Source organism: Roseomonas sp. 18066, assembly GCF_902706185.1.
Classification (GTDB): domain Bacteria; phylum Pseudomonadota; class Alphaproteobacteria; order Acetobacterales; family Acetobacteraceae; genus Pseudoroseomonas.
In genome coordinates this window covers 1-21,926 of record NZ_CACSJM010000022.1, presented here as the reverse complement: position 1 = coordinate 21,926, position 21,926 = coordinate 1, and the positions used below count along the sequence as shown (strand labels likewise).

The window sequence follows — 21,926 nt, the reverse complement described above, 5'->3', positions numbered from 1 at the left end:
GCACAGGATGCGGATCATGGCCCTGGATGCGACGACCACCCTGCGGGATTTCTCGAGCGACGCCGCGCGCTGGCAGGCGGTGCAGGCGCGCGACCGCGCCGCCGATGGCCGCTTCGTCTATGCGGTGCTGACCACCGGCGTCTATTGCCGGCCCAGCTGCCCGTCCCGCCCGAAGCGCCCCGAGAATCTCTCTTATCATGCCACCCCGGCCGCGGCCGAGCAGGCCGGCTACCGCCCGTGCAAGCGCTGCCGCCCGGACGGCCCGGCGCCGGAGGCCATGGAGGCCGCCGCCATCGCCCAGGCCTGCCGCATCATCGAGGATGCGGATGAAATCCCGCCGCTGGAAAGCCTGGCTGCGGCGGTCGGCCTCAGCCGCTTTCATTTCCACCGGCGCTTCAAGGCGCTGACCGGGGTGACGCCGCGCGACTATGCGGCAGCCCACCGCGCCGCCCGGCTGCGCGACGGGCTGGAGACCGGGCAGACGGTGACCGCGGCCTATCACCAGGCGGGCTTCGGCTCCAATGGCCGCTTCTATGCCGAGGCCGAGGGGCTGCTGGGCATGCGCCCCGGCGAATGGAAGGATGGCGGCCGCGATGCCGAGATCCGCTTCGCGCTGGGCGAATGCTCGCTGGGCAGCGTGCTGGTGGCGGCGACGGCGCGCGGCATCTGCGCCATCCAGCTGGGCGACACGCCGGAGCCGCTGCTGGAGGCGCTGCAATCCCGCTTCCCGAAGGCCCGGCTGATCGGCGGCGATGCGGATTTCGAGGCGCTGGTGGCCCGTGTCGTGGCGCTGGTCGAGCAGCCGGCCGGTCCCGGGGCGGAGAGCCTGCCGCTGGATATCCGCGGCACCGCCTTCCAGCAGCGCGTCTGGAAGGCGCTGCGGGAAATCCCCGTGGGCCGCACCGAAAGCTATGCCGAGGTCGCCGCCCGGCTGGGCCAGCCTTCCGCGGTGCGGGCCGTCGCCCGCGCCTGCGCGACCAACGAGATCGCCGTCGTCATCCCCTGCCACCGGGTGGTGCGCACCGGCGGCGCGCTGGCCGGCTATCGCTGGGGCCTGGCGCGGAAGCAGGCGCTGCTCGAGCGCGAGGCCGGCCGGTGAGGGGCGTGCTGGACGCGCTCGACTGGGCGGCGATCGGCGAGCGGCTGGACAGCGAGGGGCATGCCACCACCGGCCCCTTGCTGACGCCCGCCCAATGCGCCGGGCTTGCTTCCCTCTATGCCGACCCGCCGGAGGGTCGCTTCCGCAGCCGCATCGTCATGGCCCGGCACGGCTTCGGCAAAGGCGAGTACCAGTACTTCGCCCATCCGCTGCCGCCGCTGGTCCAGGAACTTCGCGAGGGGCTCTACGAAAAGCTGGCGCCGGTGGCCAATCGCTGGCAGGTGGCGCTGGGCCAGGAGACGCGCTTCCCCGCCGCGCATCAGGACTTCCTGGCGCGCTGTCATGCGGCAGGTCAGACGCGGCCGACGCCGCTGCTGCTGCGCTACGGCGCCGGCGACTACAATTGCCTCCACCAAGACCTGTACGGCGAAAACGTCTTCCCGCTGCAGGTGGCCTTCCTGCTCTCGACCCCAGGGGATGATTTTTCGGGCGGCGAATTCGTCCTCACCGAGCAGCGGCCGCGCATGCAGTCCCGCGCCATGGTGGTGCCGCTGGTCCAGGGCGAGGCGGTGATCTTCGCCGTCCACCACCGCCCGGCCCGCGGCACGCGGGGGATGTATCGGGTGACCTTGCGGCATGGCGTCTCGGCGCTGCGGCCGGGGCGGGCGCGGGCGGAACGCTACACCCTCGGCGTCATCCTGCACGACGCGGCCTGACAGAGGGGGGTTTCCAACCCGGCCGCGCGGGCCTAGACCTTCCGGGCCCGCTTGCGGGCAGCGTTCTCAGGGCGGGGTGCAATTCCCCACCGGCGGTGACGGGGTGCGAGCCCCGAAGCCCGCGAGCGCCCGGGGGTCCGCACAGGGCTTCCGGGGTCAGCAGATCCGGTGTGATTCCGGGGCCGACGGTCACAGTCCGGATGGAAGAGAGCGCGGGCGTCCTCGGGGGAGGCGTGGCCATCGGCCGCGCGCGCCCGGCGGCCTCGTGCGCCCTGATTCTGGTGACCTTCGACGAGAGACCAAGAATCAGATGCCCCAGCTTTTCTCAACCGATCGCTTCGCTTTCCTCCAGGCCGGCTGGCATGCCGACATCGTCGGCCGCGGCCGCGAGGGTTTTTTGGCCGAGATGTCGCGCCAGGGCGTGCCCGCCGAGGCGACAGAAATCTTCGACGTGCCCGGCGCCTATGAGATTCCGCTGCTGGCGCAGACCCTGGCGCGGAGCGGCCGCTTCAAGGCCATCATCGCCTGCGCCCTGGTGGTCGATGGCGGCCTCTACCGGCATGACTTCGTGGCCACGGCGGTGATCGACGGCATGATGCGGGTGCAGCTGGACACCGGGGTGCCGGTGCTCTCGGCGGTGCTGACGCCGCACCATTTCCACGAGCATGCCGAGCACCAGCGCTTCTTCGCCGAGCACTTCCTGCTCAAGGGCGCCGAGGTGGCGCGCGCGGCGCTGGCGGCGGTCGCGCTGCAGCGGCAGGCGGTGCTGCAGCCGGCCTGATCAACCCTTCCTTCACCTGCCGGGCGGCAGACTGCCGCCCGGCCCATGACGGGCCGCGCCGTGTCGCGGCGGGAACCAGAAGGGGGAGGGCCAGCGCGGATGGCGGTGACATCGGCGATCCTGGCGCAGCGCCTGGCCACCCATCGACTGGCTACCGGCACCGCCGGCCCCGACCGGCTGGACGGCACCGAGGAGGATGACCTCCTCGACGGCGCCGGCGGCGATGACCTTCTGTACGGATTGGGTGGCGCCGACACGCTGATCGGCGGCGACGGCAACGACCTGCTGGATGGCGGCAGCGGCGCCGACCTGATGCAAGGCGGGCTGGGAAACGACCTCTATATCGTCGACAACCCGGCCGACCGGGTGCGGGAGGCCTCTGGCGCCGGCACCGACACGGTGCGGGCCAGCGTCAGCTTCAACCTCTCCGGCCAGTTCATCGAGAATCTGGAGCTGACCGGCCTCGCCGCCATCGACGGCACCGGCAATTCCCTGAACAACCGGCTGACCGGCAACCGCGCCGCCAACACGCTGTTCGGCCTGGGCGGCAACGACATCATCGATGGCGGGCTGGGCGCCGACCGCATGCATGGCGGGCCCGGCGATGACACCTTCTATGTCGACGACCCGGGCGACCGCGTGATCGAGCTCAGCGGCGAGGGCAGCGACACCGTCATCGCCAGCATCGACTTCAACCTGTCCGGCCAGTTCATCGAGAAGCTGACCCTGGCGGGGCCCGCGCTGAACGGCATCGGCAACAGCCTGGCCAATACTCTGACCGGCAATGCCCTGGGCAATCGGCTGGAGGGGCTGGGCGGCCCCGACCGGCTGCTGGGGATGGGCGGCGACGACCTGCTGCTGGGCGGCCCGGGCGACGACATCCTGGAGGGCGGCGATGGCGACGACCGGCTCGACGGCGGCCCCGGCGCCGACCGCATGATCGGCGGGCCGGGCAATGACAGCTTCTTCGTCGACGACCCCGGCGACCAGGTGATCGAGACCAACCCCGAGGGCATCGACACCGTCTACAGCATCCTCGACGTCTCGCTGGCCGGCGGCTTCGTCAACGACCTGGTGCTGATGGGCTTCGCCAACCTGCAAGGCATCGGCAACGACACCGCCAACCGCCTGCTGGGCAATGCCGGCGACAACCGGCTGGAGGGCGGCGCCGGCAACGACACCCTCGATGGCGGCGACGGCCGCGACTATCTCGACGGCGGCGCCGGGGCGGACCGGCTGCTGGGCGGCGCGGGGGACGATATCCTGGTGGGCGGCCCGGGCTACGACATCCTCGATGGCGGCGCCGGCATCGACCACTACCGCATCCTGGCGCCGAATGACGGCTACGACACCCTGGTCTATGTGCCCGGCGAGGATGTCATCGAGATCTCGGCCGCGGCCTTCGGCGGCGGGCTGGTCGCCGGCATGGACCTTGGCGCCAGCGGCTACTTTTTACCGGGCGCCACGGCGGCAAGCGCGGCGCACGGCCAGTTCCTGTCGATCGGCGGGGTGCTCAGCTACGACGCCAACGGCATTGCCCCGGGCGGCAGCTTCCTGATCGCCCGCACCGGGGTGCCGGTGCATTTCGACGACCTGGTGATCATCGCCTGATCCGGGGCCGCCCCGGGCAGTCGACCTGGTCAGTCGAAGGGCGAGGTCGGCTTGCGGGTGTTGGTCTGGCCGCCGGACACCCTGTCCAGCGTGTCGTCGTCGAGCTCGGCCTCGGCCTGGCGCAGATGCTCGGGCCCGATGCGGTAGCCGGCGGATTGCAGCAGCGCCGCCGCCTCCACCGGGGGCGCGCCGGGGGCCAAGGCGGGCGCCAGCCGCGCCCGCAGCGCGACATCCCGCGCCAGATCCGTCGTCAGCCGCTGCAGTTCCGAGGTGCTCATGCCGGCGCGTCTCCATGGCCGTTTGCAAGGGCGCGCGACTCGGCGCGCCGACGCAGTCTAGCGCCTGGGATCGTCGAGGCGATCATGCGGGTTATCTCGGAATCATGACGAATTGTCTCAGGCGCGGGGCGCAGGGCGATACTGTTGCGGCCAAGCCCAAAGTTTCCGTCTGATGGAAGGAAAAAGTCAAAGAATTCCGCATTAAGGAATTGCTGCGATGCCGTAAGGCTGGCTAGGGTGCCGGCGAAATGGACAACCTTCCTTCTCTGCAGGGCATCGATGCCAATCCGCCGGCCCCGGCCGCGGCAGGCCCGGCGGAATCCGGCATCCAGGTGCTCGACCGCGCCATCGGCCTGCTGCAGGCGCTCGGCCAGACCGGCAATAACGGGCTGCAGCTATCCCGCCTGGCGGCGCAGCAGGGGCTGAGCCTGTCGACCACGCACCGCCTGCTGACCGCGCTCGAGCGCCACGGCTGGGTCGAGCGGGTGGCCGGCAGCAAGCGCCTGCGTCTGGGCCTGGCGCTGCTCGGCCTGTCCGGCCAGGCGGCCGATGGCAGCGGGCTGCGCCGCCTCTGCCGCCCCGCGCTGCTGCAGCTGTCGGGCGAGTTCGGCGAGACCTTCTACCTGATCGTGCGCAGCGGGCTGAACGCCCTGGTCGTCGACCGCCAGGAAGGCGCCTATGTCATCGAGAGCCTGACCCAGGGCATCGGCGGCATGATGCCGCTGGGCATCGGCGCCGGCAGCGCCGCCATCCTGGCCGCCCAGCCCCAGGCCGAGATCGAGGCCGTGCTCGGCGCCAATGCCGCGCGCTACCCGCAATTCGGCACCAGCCTGGAGCAGGTGCGCCGCCGCGTGCAGCAGGTGCAGCAGGACGGCCATCTGCTCAGCGATGATTCGCTGATCTCGGGGCTGGCCGTGCTCAGCGTGCCGATCCGCCCGCGCGGCCATGTCGTGACCGCGGCGCTGGCCACCAACTTCATCGCCAGCCGGCACGACGCCGCCGGCCGCCAGGCCTTCCTGGACCGCATCCGCCAGGAGGCCGCGACCATCGAGGCGGGGCTGACCGCCAGCGCCACCGCCCATGCCCGCTTCAACCCCGGGCACGGCGCCGCGTCCGACCGCTGAGCCCGCCCGCCACCTTGCCTACCGCCGGAGATGACCTGATGACCACCCTCCCGCTGCGCCGCCGCAGCCTGCTGGCCGCGACGCCGGCGCTGCTCGCGACCCCTGCCCTGGCCCCCGCGGCCTTCGCGCAGGAAGCCGCCTGGCCGAACCGGCCGATCCGCATCATCGTGCCCTTCGCCGCCGGCGGCGCGACCGATGTCTCGACCCGCGTGCTGGGGCAGAAGCTGACCGAGATCCTCGGCCAGTCGGTGGTGGTGGAGAACCGCCCCGGCGCCGGCGGCACCACGGCGACCGACTACGTCGCCAAGGCGACCGGCGATGGCTACACCTTCCTGATGGCCTCGGTCTCGACCACGGCGCTGGCGCTCGGCCTGTACAGCAAGCTGCCCTACGACCCGGTCAAGGACCTGGCCCCGGTGGCGCCCGCGGTGCTGGCGCCGATCGGCATCGCCGTGCGCAAGGATCTCGGCGTCAACACGCTGCAGGAATTCATCGCGCTGCTGAAGGCGAACCCGGGCAAGTACACCTATGGCAGCGCCGGCAACGGCAGCTCGGGCCATATCTCCTGCGTGGCGCTGCTGCAGCAGACCGGCACCCAGGCGGTGCACGTGCCCTATCGCGGCAGCGGCCCGGTCTTCAACGACCTCCTCGCCGGCTATGTCGACTTCACCGCCGACGTCCCCGGCCTGATGAAGCCGCATGTCGAGACCGGCGCGCTGAAGGCGCTGGTGATGGCGACGGCCGAACGCTCCTCCGTGCTGCCGAACGTGCCGACCAGCGCCGAGGCCGGCCTGCCGGGCTACAAGGCCTATTCCTGGTTCGGCCTGTTCGCGCCGCCGACGACGCAGCCCGCCGTGATCGACAAGCTGGCCAAGGCGGTCGACACCGCGCTGCGCGACCCCAATGTCATCGCGCGCCTGGACAAGGAAATGGGCCTGCCGCCGTTCCACGACTACACCCCGGCCCGCTTCGCCAGCTTCCTGCGCGAGGAGATCGACTACTGGGTGCCGATCGTGAAGGCCTCGGGCGCTCGGGCAGACTGAAGAATTTGGCAGGCTGGGGGAATGAATTCCCCCAGACCCCCTTCTTTTTTCTGTCTGACTGCCGTGTCCACGTGGACACGGTACGTGAAATGGCCAGTGGGCAGCGCGACCTTTGAGGTCGCGCTGTTTTTTCATGATGGCGTTCCGCCGTGATGCCCTGGTGTCGTTTGTGATGAAGCGCTGGTCTGGTCACGGCCGGTGATCAGAAAAAAGAAGGGGTCCAGGGGAATTCATTCCCCTGGCCTGTTCCTGATTTTCTCTACCAACAATTCTTTCAGCCTATCGACCAAAGCTGATGCGCCGAGCGCCTCGCTTTGCAGCATCAGCACATCCCGCCGCACTTCGGGCAGGAAGGGCCGCGACACCACGCCTGGCGGCAGGCGGCGCGCGGCGAGGCCGTCGAGGATGGCGAATCCGACGCCTTCCTGCACCAGGGCCACGGCGCTGACGGTCGTGCCCACTTCCACCGCCAGGTTGCGGGGCGCGTCGTCCTGGGCGAAGGCCAGGTCCAGGCTATGGCCGAAATCCTGCCAGCCGGCGAAGCCCACTTCCGGCTCGCCGCGCAGGTCGGCCGGGCGCAGCGTGGCGTGGCGGGCGAGCGGATGGGCCTCGGGCAGCACGACGACGCAGGGCAGGCTGCCGAGGGCGGTGGTGCGCAGCCCGGGCAGCGGCATGGGTGTCATGGCCAGGCCGATGTCGAGGCGGCGGGCCAGCAGCGCCTCGCCGAGCTCGCGGACCGGCAGCAGGTGCAGGGTCAGCCGGGCTTCCTGGCGCTCGCGCTTCAGGGCGGCGACGGCCTGGGGGACCACCGAGACGGCCAGCGAAGACGTGGCGCCGAGGCGCAGCAGGCCGCCGCGATGGCTGCCCAGGTCGCGGGCGAAGCTCTTGAAGCCTTGCAGCTCCTGGAACAGGCGCTCGGCCTCGGGCAGCAGGGTCTGGGCCTCGCCAGTGGGCACCAGGCGGCCGGAGCGGCGCTGGAACAGCTGGAAGCCCAGCCGGTCCTCGCAATGGCGCAGCGCCTTGGACAGCGCCGGCTGCGACACGTGCAGCACCTGCGCCGCCGCGCTGAGCGAGCCGCATTGCATCACGGCGCGGAAGATCTCGATGTCGCGGGCGTTCACCGCCATAGCATACCCCGAAGCCGGGCCGGCCGCAGGAGGGGTTCCTGCGGCCGGGCTTGCCGTCAGCCGCGGCGGGCGGGGGGCGTGAAGGCGGCGATCACCTCGGCCGCCGACCGGTCCGGCGCGGCGCGCACGGCGGCATAGACCTGGCGTTTCAGCCGGCCGCGCCAGGCCGGCGGCTGGCTGTCCATCAGCCGGCCGAAGACGGCATAGGCTTCCTCGGTCCAGCGCGCCTCATGGGCGCGGCGGGCGCGGCCGCCATCGAAGCCGTCGCGCGGGGTCATGCCGGCGCGGCGGGCGGTGGTGGCGGCCTGGTCCAGCGTGCCGGTGGCGTCCAGCACCACGCCGTAGTCGTCGCGGGCCGCCGCCGGGCTGAGGCGGCCGGCGCGGATGTCGCGCAGCACGGCGTCCACCGGGCGGGTCGCCGGGTCGCCGCGGCCGCCGCCGCCGGGGGAGACGATGCGCACCACGTCGCCCGGGGCCGGGTTCAGCAGGTCGGTGTTGCCCAGGTCCTGCTCGCGGTCGGTGCCGGGGTTCAGGGTGAAGCTGCTGGGCGCGCCGGGGCGGCCGCCCAGGATGCCCCAGGGCTGGAAGATCGAGCGGTCGCGGTTGCGCGCGGTCACCGTCGCGTCGGGCGCGTCGGTGCTGAATTCCAGCACGGTGGCCAGGCCGCCGCGATGCGCGCCGGCGCCGCCGGTGTCGGGCATCAGCCCGTAGCGCAGGATGCGGATCGGCGCCTCGGCCTCGGTGATCTCGACCGGGCTGTTCTTGAGGTAGGCAGCGTCGGCGCCGGAGCCGTCGGTGCCGTCGCGATGCGGCATGCCGCCGCCGCCGCCGACGATCGGCGCCACCGCGGTGATGCTGCGCCGGCCGGTGCGGATGTTCTCGGCCGCCAGGTTGATGATCGACGACGACCCGGCGGGGGCCGCCGGCAGCCGCTCGGGCGCGGCCTGGGCGAAGGCGCCGAAGACCAGGCTGCGCAGGCGGGCGCAGGTCAGGCTGCGCATGCCGACGGCCGCCGGCGCGATCGGGTTCACCACGCTGCCTTCCGGCATGATGCAGGTGAAGGGCCGGGTGGTGCCGAAGTTCAGGGTGATGCCGGGATGCAGCGCCGACAGCACGTAGTAGACGCCGACCAGCACCAGCGAATGCCGCGGATGGCCGCCGGTGGGCACGTTCATCGAGCAGAGCGTCTGCGGGTCGGTGCCGGTGAAGTCGAGCTCGGCGGAATCGCCCTGGATGCGCAAGGTCAGGCTGAGCCGCAGCGGATCGCCGCCGACGCCGTCCTCGTCGCAATAGTCGCAGAAGCGGTAGGTGCCGTCGGGCAGGCCGGCCAGCACGGCGCGGGCCTGCTTCTCGCCGTAGTCGAGCAGGTCGGCCAGGCCGTCGACCATGGTCGCCACGCCGAAGCGGCGCACCAGGTCGAGGATGCGGCGCTCGCCGGTGTTCACGGCGGCGACCAGCGCCTTCAGGTCGCCCCAGTTCTGGTCGGGGACGCGGACATTGGTCTGGATGGTGCGCAGCAGCGTCTCGTCCAGCTTGCCGGCGTGATAGAGCTTGCTCGGCGGGATGCGCAGCCCTTCCTGGTGCACTTCCGTGAGCGTCCGCGACAGGCTGGCCGGCACCGCACCGCCGACATCGACATTGTGGATATGGCCGCCCGCGAAGGCGATGATCTCGCCGTCATGGAACACCGGCTTCCACATGTTGGTGTCAGGCGAATGCGTCGACAGATAGCCGGAATAGGGATCGCTGGTCATGGCGATGTCGCCGGGCTGGTAGCCGCCCGGCACCAGGGCGATCGCCGCCTCGTAGTCGACGCCCGGATACCAGGTGGCGCCCAGATCCAGCGGCACCGCGCAGGTTTTTCCGTTCGCATCCAGCAGCTGGATGGTGAAGTCTTCGGTCTCCTTGACGAAGGTCGAATGCGCGGTGCGGTAGAGGGTGGTCGCCATGCTCTCGGCGGCGGCGCGGCAGTGGTTGCGCAGCACCTGCAGGGTGACGGGATCGGTGCGCATCAGATGTGCTCCATCACGAGGTTGCCGAGTTCGTCGGTGCTGGCGCTCCAGCCGGCGGGGATCAGCACGGTGCAGTCGGACTGGGTGACGATGGCGGGGCCCGACAGGCGCCCGCCCGGATGCAGCTGCGTGCGGCGATAGAGCCCGGCCTCGCGCCAGGCGCCCTCCAGCCGCAGCTCGATCTTCTTTTCCGGCGCGATCACCGCATCCACCAGCGGGCGGCGCGGCATCGGCACCGGGGGGGCGGCGCGGCGGGCGGCGGCGCGCAGGCTGACCACCTCGACGGGCGCGCCCGGGTCGCTATGGCCGAAGGCTTCGTCATGCGCGGCGTGGAACAGCGCCGCCAGGGCATCGGCGGACGGCGCCGCGAGGAGGGCCGCCGTCACCGGCACCTCCAGCTCGAAGGACTGGCCGCGATAGCGCAGGTCGGCGGCCATCTGCAGGCTGCTCTCGCCGGCGCCGCCCATCTCGGCCAGCGCGGCTTCCGCCTCGCCGGCGATGGCCGCGAAGCCCGAGGCGATCGCCGTCCAGGAGGCATCCTGCAGCGGCAGCAGCACGGTGCGCATGGTGTCGCGCCGCAGGTCGGCCGCCAGCGCGCCCAGCGCGCAAAGCGTCCCCGGAACGGGGGGCACCAGCACGCGGCGGATGCCGGCGGTCTCGGCCAGCAGCGCGCCCAGCATCGGGCCGGCGCCGCCGAAGGGCATCAGGGTCAGCTCGCTGGCATGCAGCCCGGCGCGGGCCAGCAGCTTGTCGATCTCGACCAGCATGCCGCTGATGGCGACCTTCAGCACGCCCTCCGCCGCCGTCGCCGCATCGCTGCCGAGCGCCGTCGCGATCGGCGCGATGGCGGCCTCCGACAGGCGCTTGTCCGGGGCGATGGCGCCGAAGCCGAGCTCGCCCTGGCCGAGGATGCCGCAAAGCAGCGCCGCGTCGGTCACCGTGCAGCGCTCGCCGCCGCGGCCGAAGCAGGCCGGGCCGGGGGTCGAGCCCGCGCTTTCCGGCCCCACCTGCAGCACGCCCTGCGCGTCGAGCCGCGCGATCGAGCCGCCGCCCTGGCCGCTGGAGATCACCGCGACGGTCGGGATGGCGAGCGGGAACTCGCCGATGGTCTGGCCGCTGCCGAAGGCCGGCACGCCGTCGATCAGCAGGGCAACGTCGGCGCTGGTGCCGCCGACATCGAGCGTCAGCACCGCCGGCACGCCGGCCGCCTTGGCCACCACGCCGGCGCCGACGACGCCGGAGGCCGTGCCCGACAGCAGCATGCCGACGCAATCCCGCCGCCCGCGCTGCGCCGTCATGGTGCCGCCCGCCGAGGTCGTCAGCAGCAAGGGCGCCGCGATGCCCGCCGCCTTCAGCTGGCCCTCGACCCGTTCCAGATAGGCGTCGATGCGCGGATGCACATAGCCGTTCAGCACGGCCGTGGTGGTGCGCTCATATTCGCGGATCGCCGGCCAGACCTCGCTGCCGCGGAAGACAAAGATCTCCGGCGCCAGCTCGGCCAGCAAGGTGGCCACGGCCTGCTCATGCGCGTCGTTGCGCCAGGCATGCAGGAAGGAGACGACGATGCCCTCGCAGCCCGCGGCGCGCGCGGCCGCCAGGGCCGCGGTCACGGTCGCGACGTCGGGCGCCTGCAAGGTCCGCCCCTCGGCGTCCATCCGCTCGACGATGCCGAAGACATGCTCGCGCGGCACCAGCGGCTCAGGGCGCTCGCAGAACAGGCTGTACGGGTCCGGCATGCGCAGCCGGGCGAGCTCCAGCATGTCGGTGAAGCCGGCGGTGGTGAACAGCGCCAGCCGCGTCCCGCGCCGCTGGATGATGGTGTTCACGCCGACCGTCGTGCCATGCACGAAACGCTCGACCGCCTCGGGCCGCAGCCCCTCGTCGGCGACCAGCCGGCGCAGCCCGGCAGCGACATCCTCGCCCGGCGCCGTGGGGGTGGTGAGCACCTTCAGCGTCGAAAGCTGCCCGCTCTCCAGGTCCAGCGCGGCGAAATCCGCGAATGTGCCGCCAATATCCACGCCGACGCGCCAGGCCATGCTCGCCCCTCTCCATAACCAAGGGGACAGGGTGCGGCGCAACAGGCGCGACGGCTATTGCTATGATGAGGGTCGGCTATAGCCAGAAGTTATAAGGTCGGGGGAATGAATTCCCCCGAACCCCCTTCTTCCTTCTGCCAGTGCTGCCGCCCAAGGCAGCACCGCGGGACGCAACCCCTCAGGCGGTCAGCCAGCCTTCGATCAGGGCAGGCACCGACTCCAACACCGAGAAATGGTCGGCACCCGGCACCACGACCGGCACAGCGCCCCAAGCGGCGGCCATCGCGGCATTCTGCGCCAGGAAGGCCGGCGTCTCCGTCCCGCCCACGGCGAACAACCCGCGCGGCGGCCCAGCCCCGACGCGGAACAACGGCGACAACCGCCGCGCCGCCTCGCCATCCAGCCGCAGCTTGTCGTTCAACGGCGTCCCCAGCAGCGGCACCAGGTCATAGACGCCCGAGACGGCGACGACCCCCGCCAGCGCAACCCCGGCCAGGGCCAGCTCCACCGCGATATGCCCCCCCGCCGAATGCCCCGCGGCGATGATCCCCGCGCCGCCGCGCCCGGCCCAGTCGGCCACCGCCGGCACCGCTTCCCGCGTCGCCGCCAGCAGCGCGTCCAGCGAGACATCCGGGCACAGAGGATAGTTCACTACAGCGACGTCCAGCCCCATCGCCACCAGTGGAGGCGCCAGGAAGCGGAACAGCGCTTTGTCGCGCGCCTGCCAGTATCCGGCATGGAACCACAGCAGCGTCCCCCGCCACGGCGCCGTGGCGCGGAAGCCGTCGAAGACCATGCGCGGATGCGGGCCATAGGCCAGGTCCAGGTCGGGGGCCAGCTCGGCCACCGCGGCGGCGCTGTCGGCCAGGAAGCGTTCCAGCAGCGCCGGCTGGCTGGGGCGCAGCTGGCCGTCCAGGTAGTTCCAGCGAGCATCCATCGCGGTCAGCCTCCGGCCGGCCGCGCGAAGCCGGCGAGCTGCGCATAGCCGCCGCAGATGGCGGCGATCTCTTCAGGGGTCGCGACATCGCCGATAGCGGCGAAGCCGTCCGGCGCGCGCTGCGCCACCAGCCCGATCACCCGCTCAGGCCCGCCCAGGCGGTTGGACTGCACGATGGCCGTCGTCGCCGGGCGGCGGGTGGCGTCGTAGGCGGCCAGCGCCTCCGGGGCGGCGTGCTCGGCCATCAGGTCGGCCAGGCAGCGCGCATCCAGCACCGCCTGCGACGCCCCGTTGGACCCCACCGGATACATGGCATGCGCCGCATCGCCCAGCAGGCTGACGCGGCCCTGGGTCCACCAGGGCAGCGGGTCGCGGTCGACCATCGGGTATTCGAAGATCTCGGCGGTCGCGCCGATCATCGCCGCCGTGTCGTTGAAGGGCAGCGACAGGCGGTCGACCAGGTGGCGGAAGTCGTCCAGGCGGCCGCGACGCGACCAGTCCTCGCGCCGGGGCGGGGCAGAGCCGTCATCGCCGGTCTTGGCGTAGATCACCCAGTTTGTCAGGCGGGTCTCGGGCGTCAGGCCGGGGGCGATGGGGTAGAGGACCAGCTTGGCCACCGCATCGCCGGCGATGACCATGGCGTCGCCGCCGTCGAAGGCGGGCCAGTCCACCGCGCCGCGCCACATCTGGATGCCGTTCCAGCGGATGCCGCCATCCTCGGGGTGCAGCAGGGCGCGCAAGGTCGAATGGATGCCGTCGGCGCCGATCAGCGCGGCCCCTTGCAGCGTGACCTCGCCGGAGGCCGTGGCGAAGCGGGCGGTGACGCCCTCGGCGTCCTGGGTGAAGCCCAGCAGGCGGTGGCCGCAGCGCAGCGCGCCTTGCGGCAGGCGCTCGGCGGCGGCCTGCCAGAGCATGGCCTGCAGCCGGCCGCGATGGATGGAGAATTGCGGGACGTCGTGGCCGCCATAGGTGCCGCGCGGCTCGGACCAGATCGGTTGGCCGCGGTGGTTGGCATAGGTCAGCTGGCGGGTGCGGATGGCGATGGCGTCCAGCCGCGGCAGCAGGTCGAGCGCCGCCAGCTCGCGGATGCAATGCGGCAGGGCGTTGATCCCGACGCCGAGCGGGCGGATGTCTTCCGCCGCCTCCAGCACGGTGCAGGCGATGCCGCGGGCTCGCAGCATCAGGGCGAGCGTCAGGCCGCCGATGCCGCCCCCCGCGATCAGGATCGACACGGTGGCCTCAGCCCGGGGGCGGCAGGAAGTGGATGTTGTGCTCGGCGGAGACGCGGACGACCTCGGCGGGGTCGGTCAGGCGGTCCAGCCTGGTGAACAGCTCAAACAGCTTGCGCGAGGGGGCGACCCAGAAGAGGGCGCGGACCGGCGCGTCGCTGCGGTTGAAGATGCCGTGGGTCGAGCCTTTGGGCATGCGGATCAGGTCGCCGGCTGTGGCCTTGAATTCGTCGCCGTCGAGGAGGAGCTCGAATTCACCTTCCAGGATGCGGATGAATTCATCCTGGTCGGGGTGGATATGGGGGGGCACGAAGGTGCCGGGCGGGAAGAGGGTGTCGAAGGCGAAGGAGGCTTCCGACAGCTGCACCGGCTTGTAGGTCTGGCCGAGGATATCCCAGGTGATGCCGCCGAGGCCTTCGCCGGCGCGGGTCACGCCTGCTTCAGGAAAGGGGAAGGTCATCCTGTTCGTTCCTCTTATGAAATAGAAAAAAGAAGGGGTCTGGGGAATTCATTCCCCAGCCTTTCTTTACTATGCGAGTTCGTCCTCGCCCAGATAGGCCGCCCGGACTTCCGGGTGTGTCCGGATTTCGTCGGCCGTGCCCGTTTCGATGAGCTTGCCTTGGGCGAGCACCGAGATGCGGTCGGCGAGGGCGAAGACCGCCTGCATGTCGTGCTCGACGAGGAGGATGGGGCAGCGCGCCTTGAGGCGTTCGAGGAGGGCGATGAGCCGCTCGGTCTCTTCTGGTCCGGCGCCGGCCAGCGGCTCGTCGAGCAGCAGCAGGCGCGGCCTGGTGGCGATGGCGACCGCGAGCTCGAGCTGGCGGCGCTCGCCGTGGGAGAGGGCGCCGGCCTGGATGGTGGCACGGGCGCCGAGGCCGACCTCGTCGAGCGTTTCGCGGGCGGCGTCGTTGAGGCGGGCTTCGCGGTGGGCGGCGCGGAAGAAGCGGAAGGAGGAGCCGTCCTGGGCCTGGAGCGCCAGGGCCACGTTCTCCAGGGCAGAGAAGCCTGGGATGATGCAGGTGATCTGGAAGCTGCGGGCCAGGCCCAGGCGGGCGCGTTGCGGCAGGGACAGGCGCGTCACGTCGCGGCCGTCGAGCAGCACGCGGCCGGCATCGGGGCGGAGCGTGCCGCTGACCAGGTGGATCAGCGTGGTCTTGCCGGCGCCGTTGGGGCCGATGAGGGCATGGATCTCGCCGGGGCGGAGGTCGAGCGAGACCTGCTGGGTCACCGCCAGCCCGCCGAAATGCTTTTCCAGGTTTTCGAGGACCAGGATGGGCTCAGGCATCGGCGCGCCCCTGCTTGCGGCGGCGCCAAGGGAGGCCGCCGGTGAGGCCGCCGGGCAGGAAGATCACCGAGAGCACCAGCAGCGGGCCGAAGACCAGCTTCCAGGCGGATATCGCATGGGCCAGGCCTTCCTCCAGCAGGACGAAGGCGAGCGCGCCCACCAGCGCGCCGGGCAGCTGCGCCACGCCGCCGAGCACGACCATGAAGAGCAGCTCGGCCGAGCGCGGCCAGGAGGCGACGGCCGGCGAGACGAATTCCATGGCATTGGCCAGCAGCGCCCCGGCCAGCCCGGCGATGCCGCCGGCGATGACGTAGGCGAGGAGGCGGTAGGGGAAGGGCGAGAAGCCGAGGGCCTCGACGCGCAGCGGGTTCTCGCGGGCGGCGCGCAGGACGCGGCCGAAGCGGCTGCGCAGCAGCAGGGCGCAGAGCCCCCAGCTGGCGGCCAGCAGGCCGAGGCAGATGAAATGGAAGCTCAGCCGCGGGGTCAGCAGGTCGGCGCCCAGGAAGGTGTTGCGGCCGTAGAGCGTGTAGCCGTCATCCCCCCCGAGGGCCGACAGGGCGGATAACGTAAAGAAAAGCATCTGGCCGAAGGCCAGGGTGATCATGATGAAATAGACGCCGCTGGTGCGCAGCGCGACCAGCCCCGTCACCCCCGCGAAGGCCGCCGCGGCCAGGATGGCGGCGGGGAAGGCGATGGCGCCCTCGGTGATGCCGGCGAGGTCCAGGGCGGCGACCACATAGGCGCCGATCCCCATCATCGCCGCATGGCCGAGGCTGGCCAGCCCGGCGCCGCCCACCAGCAGCGACAGGCTGACCGCCGCCATGCCGAGGATCATGGCCCGCGCCAGCAGGGTCAGGGCGAAACGGTCGCCGAAGCCGAGGAAGGGGGCGGCGGCCAGCGCGGCGAGGGCCAGCAGCGGCAGCAGCAGCGCGGGGCGCAGCAGCCGGGTCATGCCCGCGCCGCCGGGAACAGGCCGGCCGGGCGCCAGGCGAGGACGGCCGCCATCACCGCATAGACCAGCATCGAGGCCACCGCCGCCCCGGCCTGCCGAGCGGAAGCGGCGTCGAGGAACAGCCGCATCAGGTCGGGCATCAGCGCCTTGCCGAGGCTTTCCACCAACCCCACGGCGATCGCCGCGACGAAGGCGCCGCGGATCGAGCCGATGCCGCCGATGACGATGACGACGAAGGCCAGGATCAGCACCTGGTCGCCCATGCCCGGCACCACGGCGAAGACCGGCCCGGCCATGGCGCCGGCGAAGCCCGCCAGCATGGCGCCGACGCCGATGACGCCGAGGAACAGCCGACCCGTGTCGACGCCCAGCGCGCGGACCATCGGCGCGTTGCTGGCGCCAGCGCGGATCAGCATGCCGAGGCGGGAGCGCTCGACCACCAGCCACATCAGCGCCGCGACCGCGAGGCCCGCCACGATGATGGCCAGGCGGAAGCTCGGATAGGTGAGCCCCGCCATCAGGGTGATGCCACCCGAGAAACCCTCGGGCTGCGGGACGTTGAGCGGCGCGCTGCCCCAGAGCTGGCGGACGCCTTCGTCGATCACCAGGATGACGCCGAAGGTGGCCAGCACCTGGGCCAGGTGGTCGCGGGCATAGAGATGGCGGAAGACCAGCCATTCCAGCGCCAGGCCGAAGGCGAGCGACAGGGGCAGCGCCGCCAGCAGCCCCAGCCAGAAGCTGCCAAGCGCCCCGCCGATCGAGGCCGCCAGATAGGCCCCCAGCATGTATTGCGCGCCATGCGCCAGGTTGATGAAGTCCATCACCCCGAAGACCAGGGTCAGCCCGGCGGCGACGAGAAACAGCAGAATTCCAAGCTGCAGCCCGTTGAGGAGCTGCAGCATCAGCAAGGAAGCCGTCATCAGGTGGCGCGCATCCGGCACTCGCCCGCATAGGGGTCGACATCGTCGGACAGAACCTTGCGCACGGTGGAGGTGGCGAACTTCCCATCCGGCCGCTGCACCACCTTGCACAGATAAAAGTCCTGCACCGGGTAGTGGTTCCGGCCGATGCGGAAATTGCCGCGCAGCGAGGTGAAGTCGGCCTTCTCCATCGCCGCCCGCAGCCCGGCCTTGTCGGCGAGCTTGCCGCCCACCGCCTTCACGGCGGAATCGAGCAGCGAGGTCGCGTCATAGGCCTGCGCTGCGTAGTTGCCCGGGACATAGTTGTAGTCGGCCATGAAGTCCTGGACGAAGCGCTGGCTCTGCGGATTGGCGAAGTCCGGCGCCCAGGTGGCGGCGGTGTAGAAGCCGAGCGCCGCCTCGCGCTGGGCGGGCAGGGTGGCCTCGTCGACGGTGAAAGTGGACAGGAAGGGAATATCGGCCAGGCCCGCCTGGCGATACTGCCGGACCAGCGCGACGCCCAGGCCGCCGGGCATGAAGGTGAAGACGGCATCCGGCTTCAGCGCCGCGATCTTCGCCACCTCGTTGGCGAAGTCGAGCTGGTTGAGGGGGACATAGACCTCGTCCACCACCTCGCCCTTGAAGCGGCTGCGGAAGCCGGCGGCGGCGTCCTTGCCGGCCTGGTAGTTGGGCACCAGCACGAAGACCCGCTTATAGCCGAAATCCTGCGCCACCTGGCCCATGGTCGCGTGCGGCTGGTCGTTCTGATAGGCGGTGGTGAAGAAGAACGGGCTGCAGCCGCGGCCGGCGAAGGTCGAGGGGCCGGCATTGGCGGTGACCAGGAAGGTCTCGTTCTCGGTCACCGGGCGGAAGATCGCCTGCAGCATGTTGCTGAAGACCACGCCCACCACGAAGTCGACCTTGTCGCGGTCGAGCGCGGCGCGGACGCGGGTCAGGGCGGTCTCGGGCTTGAGCTCGTCGTCGATCACCAGGGTCTCGACCGGCAGCCCGCCGAGCTTGCCGCCCAGATGCTTGATGCCGGCCGCCCAGCCGTCGCGCAGCTGCACGCCGAGCGCCGCCGCCGGGCCCGAGAGGGTGGCGACGAAGGCCACCTTCACGCCGGCGGATTGGGCCCGCGCGGCCGGAATGATCGCCGGCATGGCCAGCAGCGAGGCGCCGGCGCCGAGAAAGGAGCGTCTGTCCATGAAAGCCACCCTGGGTTTGTGAACAAAGTGCAAAGGGCGGACCCCCGCAGGCAAGGTCCCAGGATGGCCGTGGCGCAGATTTTTTTCGGCTGTGGCGCCGGTTCAGGCTTCGGGGGGCCAGTAATCCGCCCAGGGCGCGGCCGCTTCCAGCAGCCCGGCCAAGCGCAGCAGGTCCAGGTCGCCGCCCCATGGGCCGACCAGCTGCACCGCCGTCGGCAGCCCGTCGGCGCCGAAGCCGTTGGGCACGGTCAGCGCCGGATGGCCGGTCAGGTTGAAGGGGTAGACATAGCTGCTCCAGCCCTGGCGGGTGATGCCGCAGAGCTCGCCCTCGACCTCGACCTGGTCGTTGGCGGCGTCGAAATCTGCCGGCAGCGCCGTGCGGCTGAGGGTGGGCGTCACCAGCAGGTCGAAGCGCCCGAACAGCGCCTGGATGCTGCGGAACAGCCGGGTCCGCGCATATTGCCCCTGGCGGAATTCGTGCAGGTCGAAGCCATTGCCGCGCTCGACGAAGGCCAGCAGCGCCGGGTCCATCTGGTTCTGCCATTGCGGCAGGTGGCGTGCCATCGAGACGGCGTAGTTGCCCTGATAGAGGATGCGGGCCGGGAACTCGATCCAGTCGATCGGGTCGGCGACGGGGGTGACCTCGGCGCCCAGCCCCTCCAGCACGGCCAGCGAGGCGCGGGTGGCCTCGGCCATGTCGGCGGCCAGGCGCGGATTGGTGGCGCGCTCGATATAGCCGATGCGCAGGCCGGACAGGTCGTTGCCGGTCAGCGCCGGGTTCAGCCGGGGGGGCGTCGCGCTCAGGCTCCAGGGATCGGCCGGGCAGGGGCCGGCCAAAGCGGTGAACATGACGGCCGCATCGGTGACGCTGCGGGTCATCGGCCCGGCATAGGTGTAGTTGCCGAAGGTGTCGCTGCCCTGCTGCCAGGGCAGGGCGCCGAGCGTCGGCTTCAGCCCGACCAGCCCGCAGCAGGCCGCCGGGATGCGCACCGAGCCGGCGCCATCGGTGCCCAGAGCGATCGCCCCGATCCCCGCCGCCACGGCCACCGCCGCGCCGCCGCTGCTGCCGCCCGCCGTGCGCGTCTTGTCCCAGGGGTTGGGGGTCAGCCCATAGACCGGGCTGTCGGTCAGGCCCTTATGGCCGAATTCCGGCAGCCGGGTCTTGCCGAAGATGATGGCGCCGGAGTCGCGCAGCCGGCGGACCAGGATGTCGTCGGCGGCCGCCGTGTTGTCGGCATAGACCGCCGAGCCATGGCCGGTGACGACACCGGCCATGTCCACCTGGTCCTTCACGCTGACCGGCACGCCATGCAGCGGGCCGAGCGGGCGGCCGTCCATCACCGCCTGCTCGGCGACCCGGGCGGCGGCCAGGGCCTCCTCGGGCAGCAGGGTGGCGAAGGCGTTCAGGTCCTGGCGCCGCGACGCCTGGTCCAGCACGGCCTGGGTGTACTCCACCGGGGACAGCTTCTTCGCCCGGATCAGCGCCGCGGCGCGGGCGGCGGTGAGCTGGGTCGGCTGGCTTTCGGGCATCGCGGCGGGCTCCGGCTTTCCTGGTGACGCCAGTCTGATATTGGATATATCATCCTGCAAGCCTGCGCCGATGAGAGGTCCGCAGAGGCCTCCCCCGCGCAGCCCGCCAGAGACAGCGGCTTCAGGGAGAGCACGATCATGGACCCCATTTCCGCCGGCCCGCGCCGCCGGCAGATCCTGGCCGCCGGCGCGGCGCTACCGTTCCTGGCCGCCCCCCGCCTGGCGCGCGCCGCCCCGGGCGGGCTGGTGACCGCGGTGCTGGAATCCGAGGTCGTCATCCTCGACCCGCATGTCACCACCGCGGCGATCACCCGCAGCTTCGGCTACCATGTCTTCGACACGCTCTTCGCCATGGACGGCAAAGGCCAGATCCGGCCGCAGATGCTGGAAGGCCACACAGTCTCGGCCGACCAGCTGACCTGGGATTTTTCCCTGCGGTCGGGCCTGACCTTCCATGACGGGGCACCGGTGACCTCGGCGGATTGCGTCGCCTCGCTGAACCGCTGGGCGGCGCGCGACAGCCTGGGCCGCATGCTGCTGGCGGCGCTGGACAAGCTGGAAGCGGTCGATGCCTCCCGCTTCCGCATGAATTTGAAGAAGCCGTTCCCGCTGATGCTCGATGTGCTGGGCAAGCCGAACGCGCCCGTGCCCTTCATCATGCCCGCCCGCATCGTCCAGGCCGCCGGCGAGCAGCGCATCAAGGACATCATCGGCTCCGGCCCCTTCCGCTTCCGCGCCGACCAGTTCCGCCCCGGCGACCGCATGCTGCTGGAGCGTTTTGCCGCCTATTCGCCGCGCGCCGAGGAGCCGGACTTCCTCGCCGGCGGCAAGGCCGTGCGCATCGAGCAGCTGGTGCTGAAGACCATGCCCGACGACCCGACGGGGGCCAGCGCGCTGACCGCCGGCGAGATCGACTACATGCAGTACCTGCCCTTCGACCACCTGGCGCTGCTCGGCCGCAACCGGCAGGTCAAGCTGATCGGCCTGGGCGGCATCCACATGTTCCAGGGCAATTACCGCCTGAACCATGCCAGCGGCCCCTTCGCCGACCCCGCCGTGCGGCAGGTGCTGTGGAAGCTGGTGGACCAGAGCCAGGTGATGCAGGCCATCGGCATCCCCGAGCAATACCGCGTCGATGCCTGCCCCAGCTTCTGGATGTGCGGCACGCCGCTGGAGACCGCCGCCGGCGGCGCGGTCGCCAAGCTGGACATCGCCGCCGCGAAGGCGGAGCTCGCCCGCACCAGCTACAAGGGCGAGCCGGTGATCATGCTGGAGGTGGCGGGCTCGATCTCGCAGACCGCCGGCCAGGTGCTGGCGCAGAACATGAAGCAGGCCGGCTTCACCGTCGACGAGCAGCTGATGGATTGGGGCACCGTGCTGGCCCGCCGCGCCCGCCGCGAAGGCTGGAGCCTGTTCCCGGTCTATTCCAACGGCGTCGACAATATCTCGCCGCTGACGCATTTCTACGTGGCCAACAACTGCGCCGACTATCCGGGCTGGAGCTGCGACACCAGCATCACCACCCTGCTGGAGCAATTCGCCGCCGCCCCCGACCTGGCCGCCCGCCAGGCGCTGGCCGAGAAGATCCAGGCGGCGGCCTATGCGCTGACGCCCTCGGTGATGTGGGGCCAGTTCGCGCGGCCAGCCGGATACCGCGCACGGCTGAAGAATTTCGTGGAGTCGAGCTTTCCGATGTTCTGGCAAGTGGAAGTGTAGGGAAGAGACTGAAGACTGGGGGGAAGAAAGAATTCTTCCCCCCAGGCCCCCTATCATCTCTTTTTATCACTGGCTGTTCGTCGGGCAGCGCATCACCGGTGATGGTGCCAGGGCATCACGGCGGGACGCCATCATATAAGACGGCGCAGCCTCAAAGGTCGTGATCCGGACTGGCCGTTTCGCCCGTGGTCAACACGTGGACATGGCAATCTGATAGAAAAAAGAAGCGACTGTCTTGGGTGTCAAGCGGTCTGCTCCTTCGCGGAGGTTGTGGTTCTCCAGGGTGTTGAGCTTTGGAGGATGGCATTGAGGATGGTGAGCAGCTTGCGGGCGATGGCGATCAGGG

At 71.0% G+C, this 21,926-nt stretch carries 19 protein-coding genes and 1 riboswitch; of the genes, 7 read left to right on the top strand and 12 right to left on the bottom strand.

The genetic code is table 11. The features are described from left to right. The first annotated feature begins 16 nt into the window (after positions 1-16). From ada to GVN67_RS06810, 4 genes are all read left to right on the top strand, one after another. A complete protein-coding gene (gene ada, locus GVN67_RS06825) occupies positions 17-1,099 on the top strand; it encodes a bifunctional DNA-binding transcriptional regulator/O6-methylguanine-DNA methyltransferase Ada (RefSeq protein ID WP_159994122.1) in 1,083 nt (360 codons plus the stop codon). Positions 1,100-1,104: 5 nt separating this feature from the next. Next, positions 1,105-1,815 carry a 2OG-Fe(II) oxygenase gene (locus tag GVN67_RS06820; protein ID WP_235035040.1) on the top strand — a complete coding sequence of 237 codons (711 nt, stop codon included), beginning with the start codon at positions 1,105-1,107 and terminating at the stop codon, positions 1,813-1,815. A gap of 58 nt (positions 1,816-1,873) precedes the next feature. Then, positions 1,874-2,031: riboswitch (FMN riboswitch) on the top strand. Between the two features lie 94 nt (positions 2,032-2,125). Next, a complete protein-coding gene (locus tag GVN67_RS06815; RefSeq protein ID WP_159994118.1) occupies positions 2,126-2,596 on the top strand; it encodes a 6,7-dimethyl-8-ribityllumazine synthase in 471 nt (156 codons plus the stop codon). A gap of 99 nt (positions 2,597-2,695) precedes the next feature. Continuing rightward, a complete protein-coding gene (locus tag GVN67_RS06810; protein ID WP_159994116.1) occupies positions 2,696-4,207 on the top strand; it encodes a calcium-binding protein in 1,512 nt (503 codons plus the stop codon). Between the two features lie 29 nt (positions 4,208-4,236). On the opposite strand, the gene GVN67_RS06805 is transcribed toward GVN67_RS06810, so the two are convergent. Beyond that, a complete protein-coding gene (locus tag GVN67_RS06805) occupies positions 4,237-4,485 on the bottom strand; it encodes a hypothetical protein (protein ID WP_159994114.1) in 249 nt (82 codons plus the stop codon). A 248-nt stretch (positions 4,486-4,733) separates the two neighbouring features. Here GVN67_RS06805 and GVN67_RS06800 point away from each other — a divergent pair, with 248 nt between their 5' ends. Together GVN67_RS06800 and GVN67_RS06795 are read left to right on the top strand one after the other, a co-directional pair. After that, complete coding sequence (locus GVN67_RS06800) at positions 4,734-5,609, top strand: IclR family transcriptional regulator (RefSeq protein WP_159994112.1); 876 nt, start codon at positions 4,734-4,736, stop codon at positions 5,607-5,609. A 38-nt stretch (positions 5,610-5,647) separates the two neighbouring features. After that, positions 5,648-6,652: a tripartite tricarboxylate transporter substrate binding protein gene (locus GVN67_RS06795; protein ID WP_159994110.1), complete on the top strand. Its 1,005-nt coding sequence runs from the start codon at positions 5,648-5,650 to the stop codon at positions 6,650-6,652. Between the two features lie 230 nt (positions 6,653-6,882). Here the strand turns inward: GVN67_RS06795 and GVN67_RS06790 are convergent, their stop codons facing one another. The 11 genes from GVN67_RS06790 to GVN67_RS06740 all read right to left on the bottom strand — a co-directional run bounded on the left by GVN67_RS06790 (position 6,883) and on the right by GVN67_RS06740 (position 19,864). Then, positions 6,883-7,779, bottom strand: coding sequence for a LysR family transcriptional regulator (locus GVN67_RS06790; protein ID WP_159994108.1), 897 nt, complete (start codon positions 7,777-7,779; stop codon positions 6,883-6,885). Positions 7,780-7,835: 56 nt separating this feature from the next. Continuing rightward, complete coding sequence (locus tag GVN67_RS06785; RefSeq protein WP_159994106.1) at positions 7,836-9,791, bottom strand: hydantoinase B/oxoprolinase family protein; 1,956 nt, start codon at positions 9,789-9,791, stop codon at positions 7,836-7,838. Next, entirely contained in the window at positions 9,791-11,827 is a 2,037-nt protein-coding gene (locus tag GVN67_RS06780) for a hydantoinase/oxoprolinase family protein (RefSeq protein ID WP_159994104.1), read from the bottom strand. The genes GVN67_RS06785 and GVN67_RS06780 overlap by 1 nt, the downstream gene beginning before the upstream one ends. 178 nt (positions 11,828-12,005) lie before the next feature. Then, entirely contained in the window at positions 12,006-12,764 is a 759-nt protein-coding gene (locus GVN67_RS06775) for an alpha/beta hydrolase (RefSeq protein WP_159994102.1), read from the bottom strand. A 5-nt stretch (positions 12,765-12,769) separates the two neighbouring features. Beyond that, positions 12,770-13,996 (bottom strand): flavin-dependent oxidoreductase, encoded by a 1,227-nt coding sequence (locus GVN67_RS06770; RefSeq protein WP_159994100.1) that lies wholly within the window; start codon positions 13,994-13,996, stop codon positions 12,770-12,772. A 7-nt stretch (positions 13,997-14,003) separates the two neighbouring features. Continuing rightward, positions 14,004-14,453, bottom strand: a complete 450-nt coding sequence (locus GVN67_RS06765) for a cupin domain-containing protein (RefSeq protein ID WP_159994098.1) — start codon at positions 14,451-14,453, stop codon at positions 14,004-14,006. Between the two features lie 69 nt (positions 14,454-14,522). Further along, on the bottom strand, positions 14,523-15,278 hold the full coding sequence (locus tag GVN67_RS06760) for an ABC transporter ATP-binding protein (RefSeq protein WP_159994096.1): 756 nt from the start codon (positions 15,276-15,278) through the stop codon (positions 14,523-14,525). Next, a complete protein-coding gene (locus GVN67_RS06755; RefSeq protein WP_159994094.1) occupies positions 15,271-16,230 on the bottom strand; it encodes a branched-chain amino acid ABC transporter permease in 960 nt (319 codons plus the stop codon). The genes GVN67_RS06760 and GVN67_RS06755 overlap by 8 nt, the downstream gene beginning before the upstream one ends. After that, entirely contained in the window at positions 16,227-17,150 is a 924-nt protein-coding gene (locus GVN67_RS06750; protein ID WP_159994092.1) for a branched-chain amino acid ABC transporter permease, read from the bottom strand. Before GVN67_RS06750 ends, GVN67_RS06755 begins: the two co-directional genes overlap by 4 nt. Beyond that, complete coding sequence (locus GVN67_RS06745) at positions 17,150-18,334, bottom strand: ABC transporter substrate-binding protein (protein ID WP_159994090.1); 1,185 nt, start codon at positions 18,332-18,334, stop codon at positions 17,150-17,152. Before GVN67_RS06745 ends, GVN67_RS06750 begins: the two co-directional genes overlap by 1 nt. Positions 18,335-18,436: 102 nt before the next feature. Then, the gene (locus GVN67_RS06740; protein ID WP_159994088.1) at positions 18,437-19,864 is read right to left on the bottom strand and encodes an amidase; all 1,428 of its coding nucleotides are present in this window, start codon (positions 19,862-19,864) and stop codon (positions 18,437-18,439) included. A gap of 138 nt (positions 19,865-20,002) precedes the next feature. On the opposite strand from GVN67_RS06740, the gene GVN67_RS06735 reads away from it, so the two are divergent. Continuing rightward, the gene (locus tag GVN67_RS06735; RefSeq protein ID WP_159994086.1) at positions 20,003-21,580 is read left to right on the top strand and encodes an ABC transporter substrate-binding protein; all 1,578 of its coding nucleotides are present in this window, start codon (positions 20,003-20,005) and stop codon (positions 21,578-21,580) included. Positions 21,581-21,926: the final 346 nt, after the last annotated feature.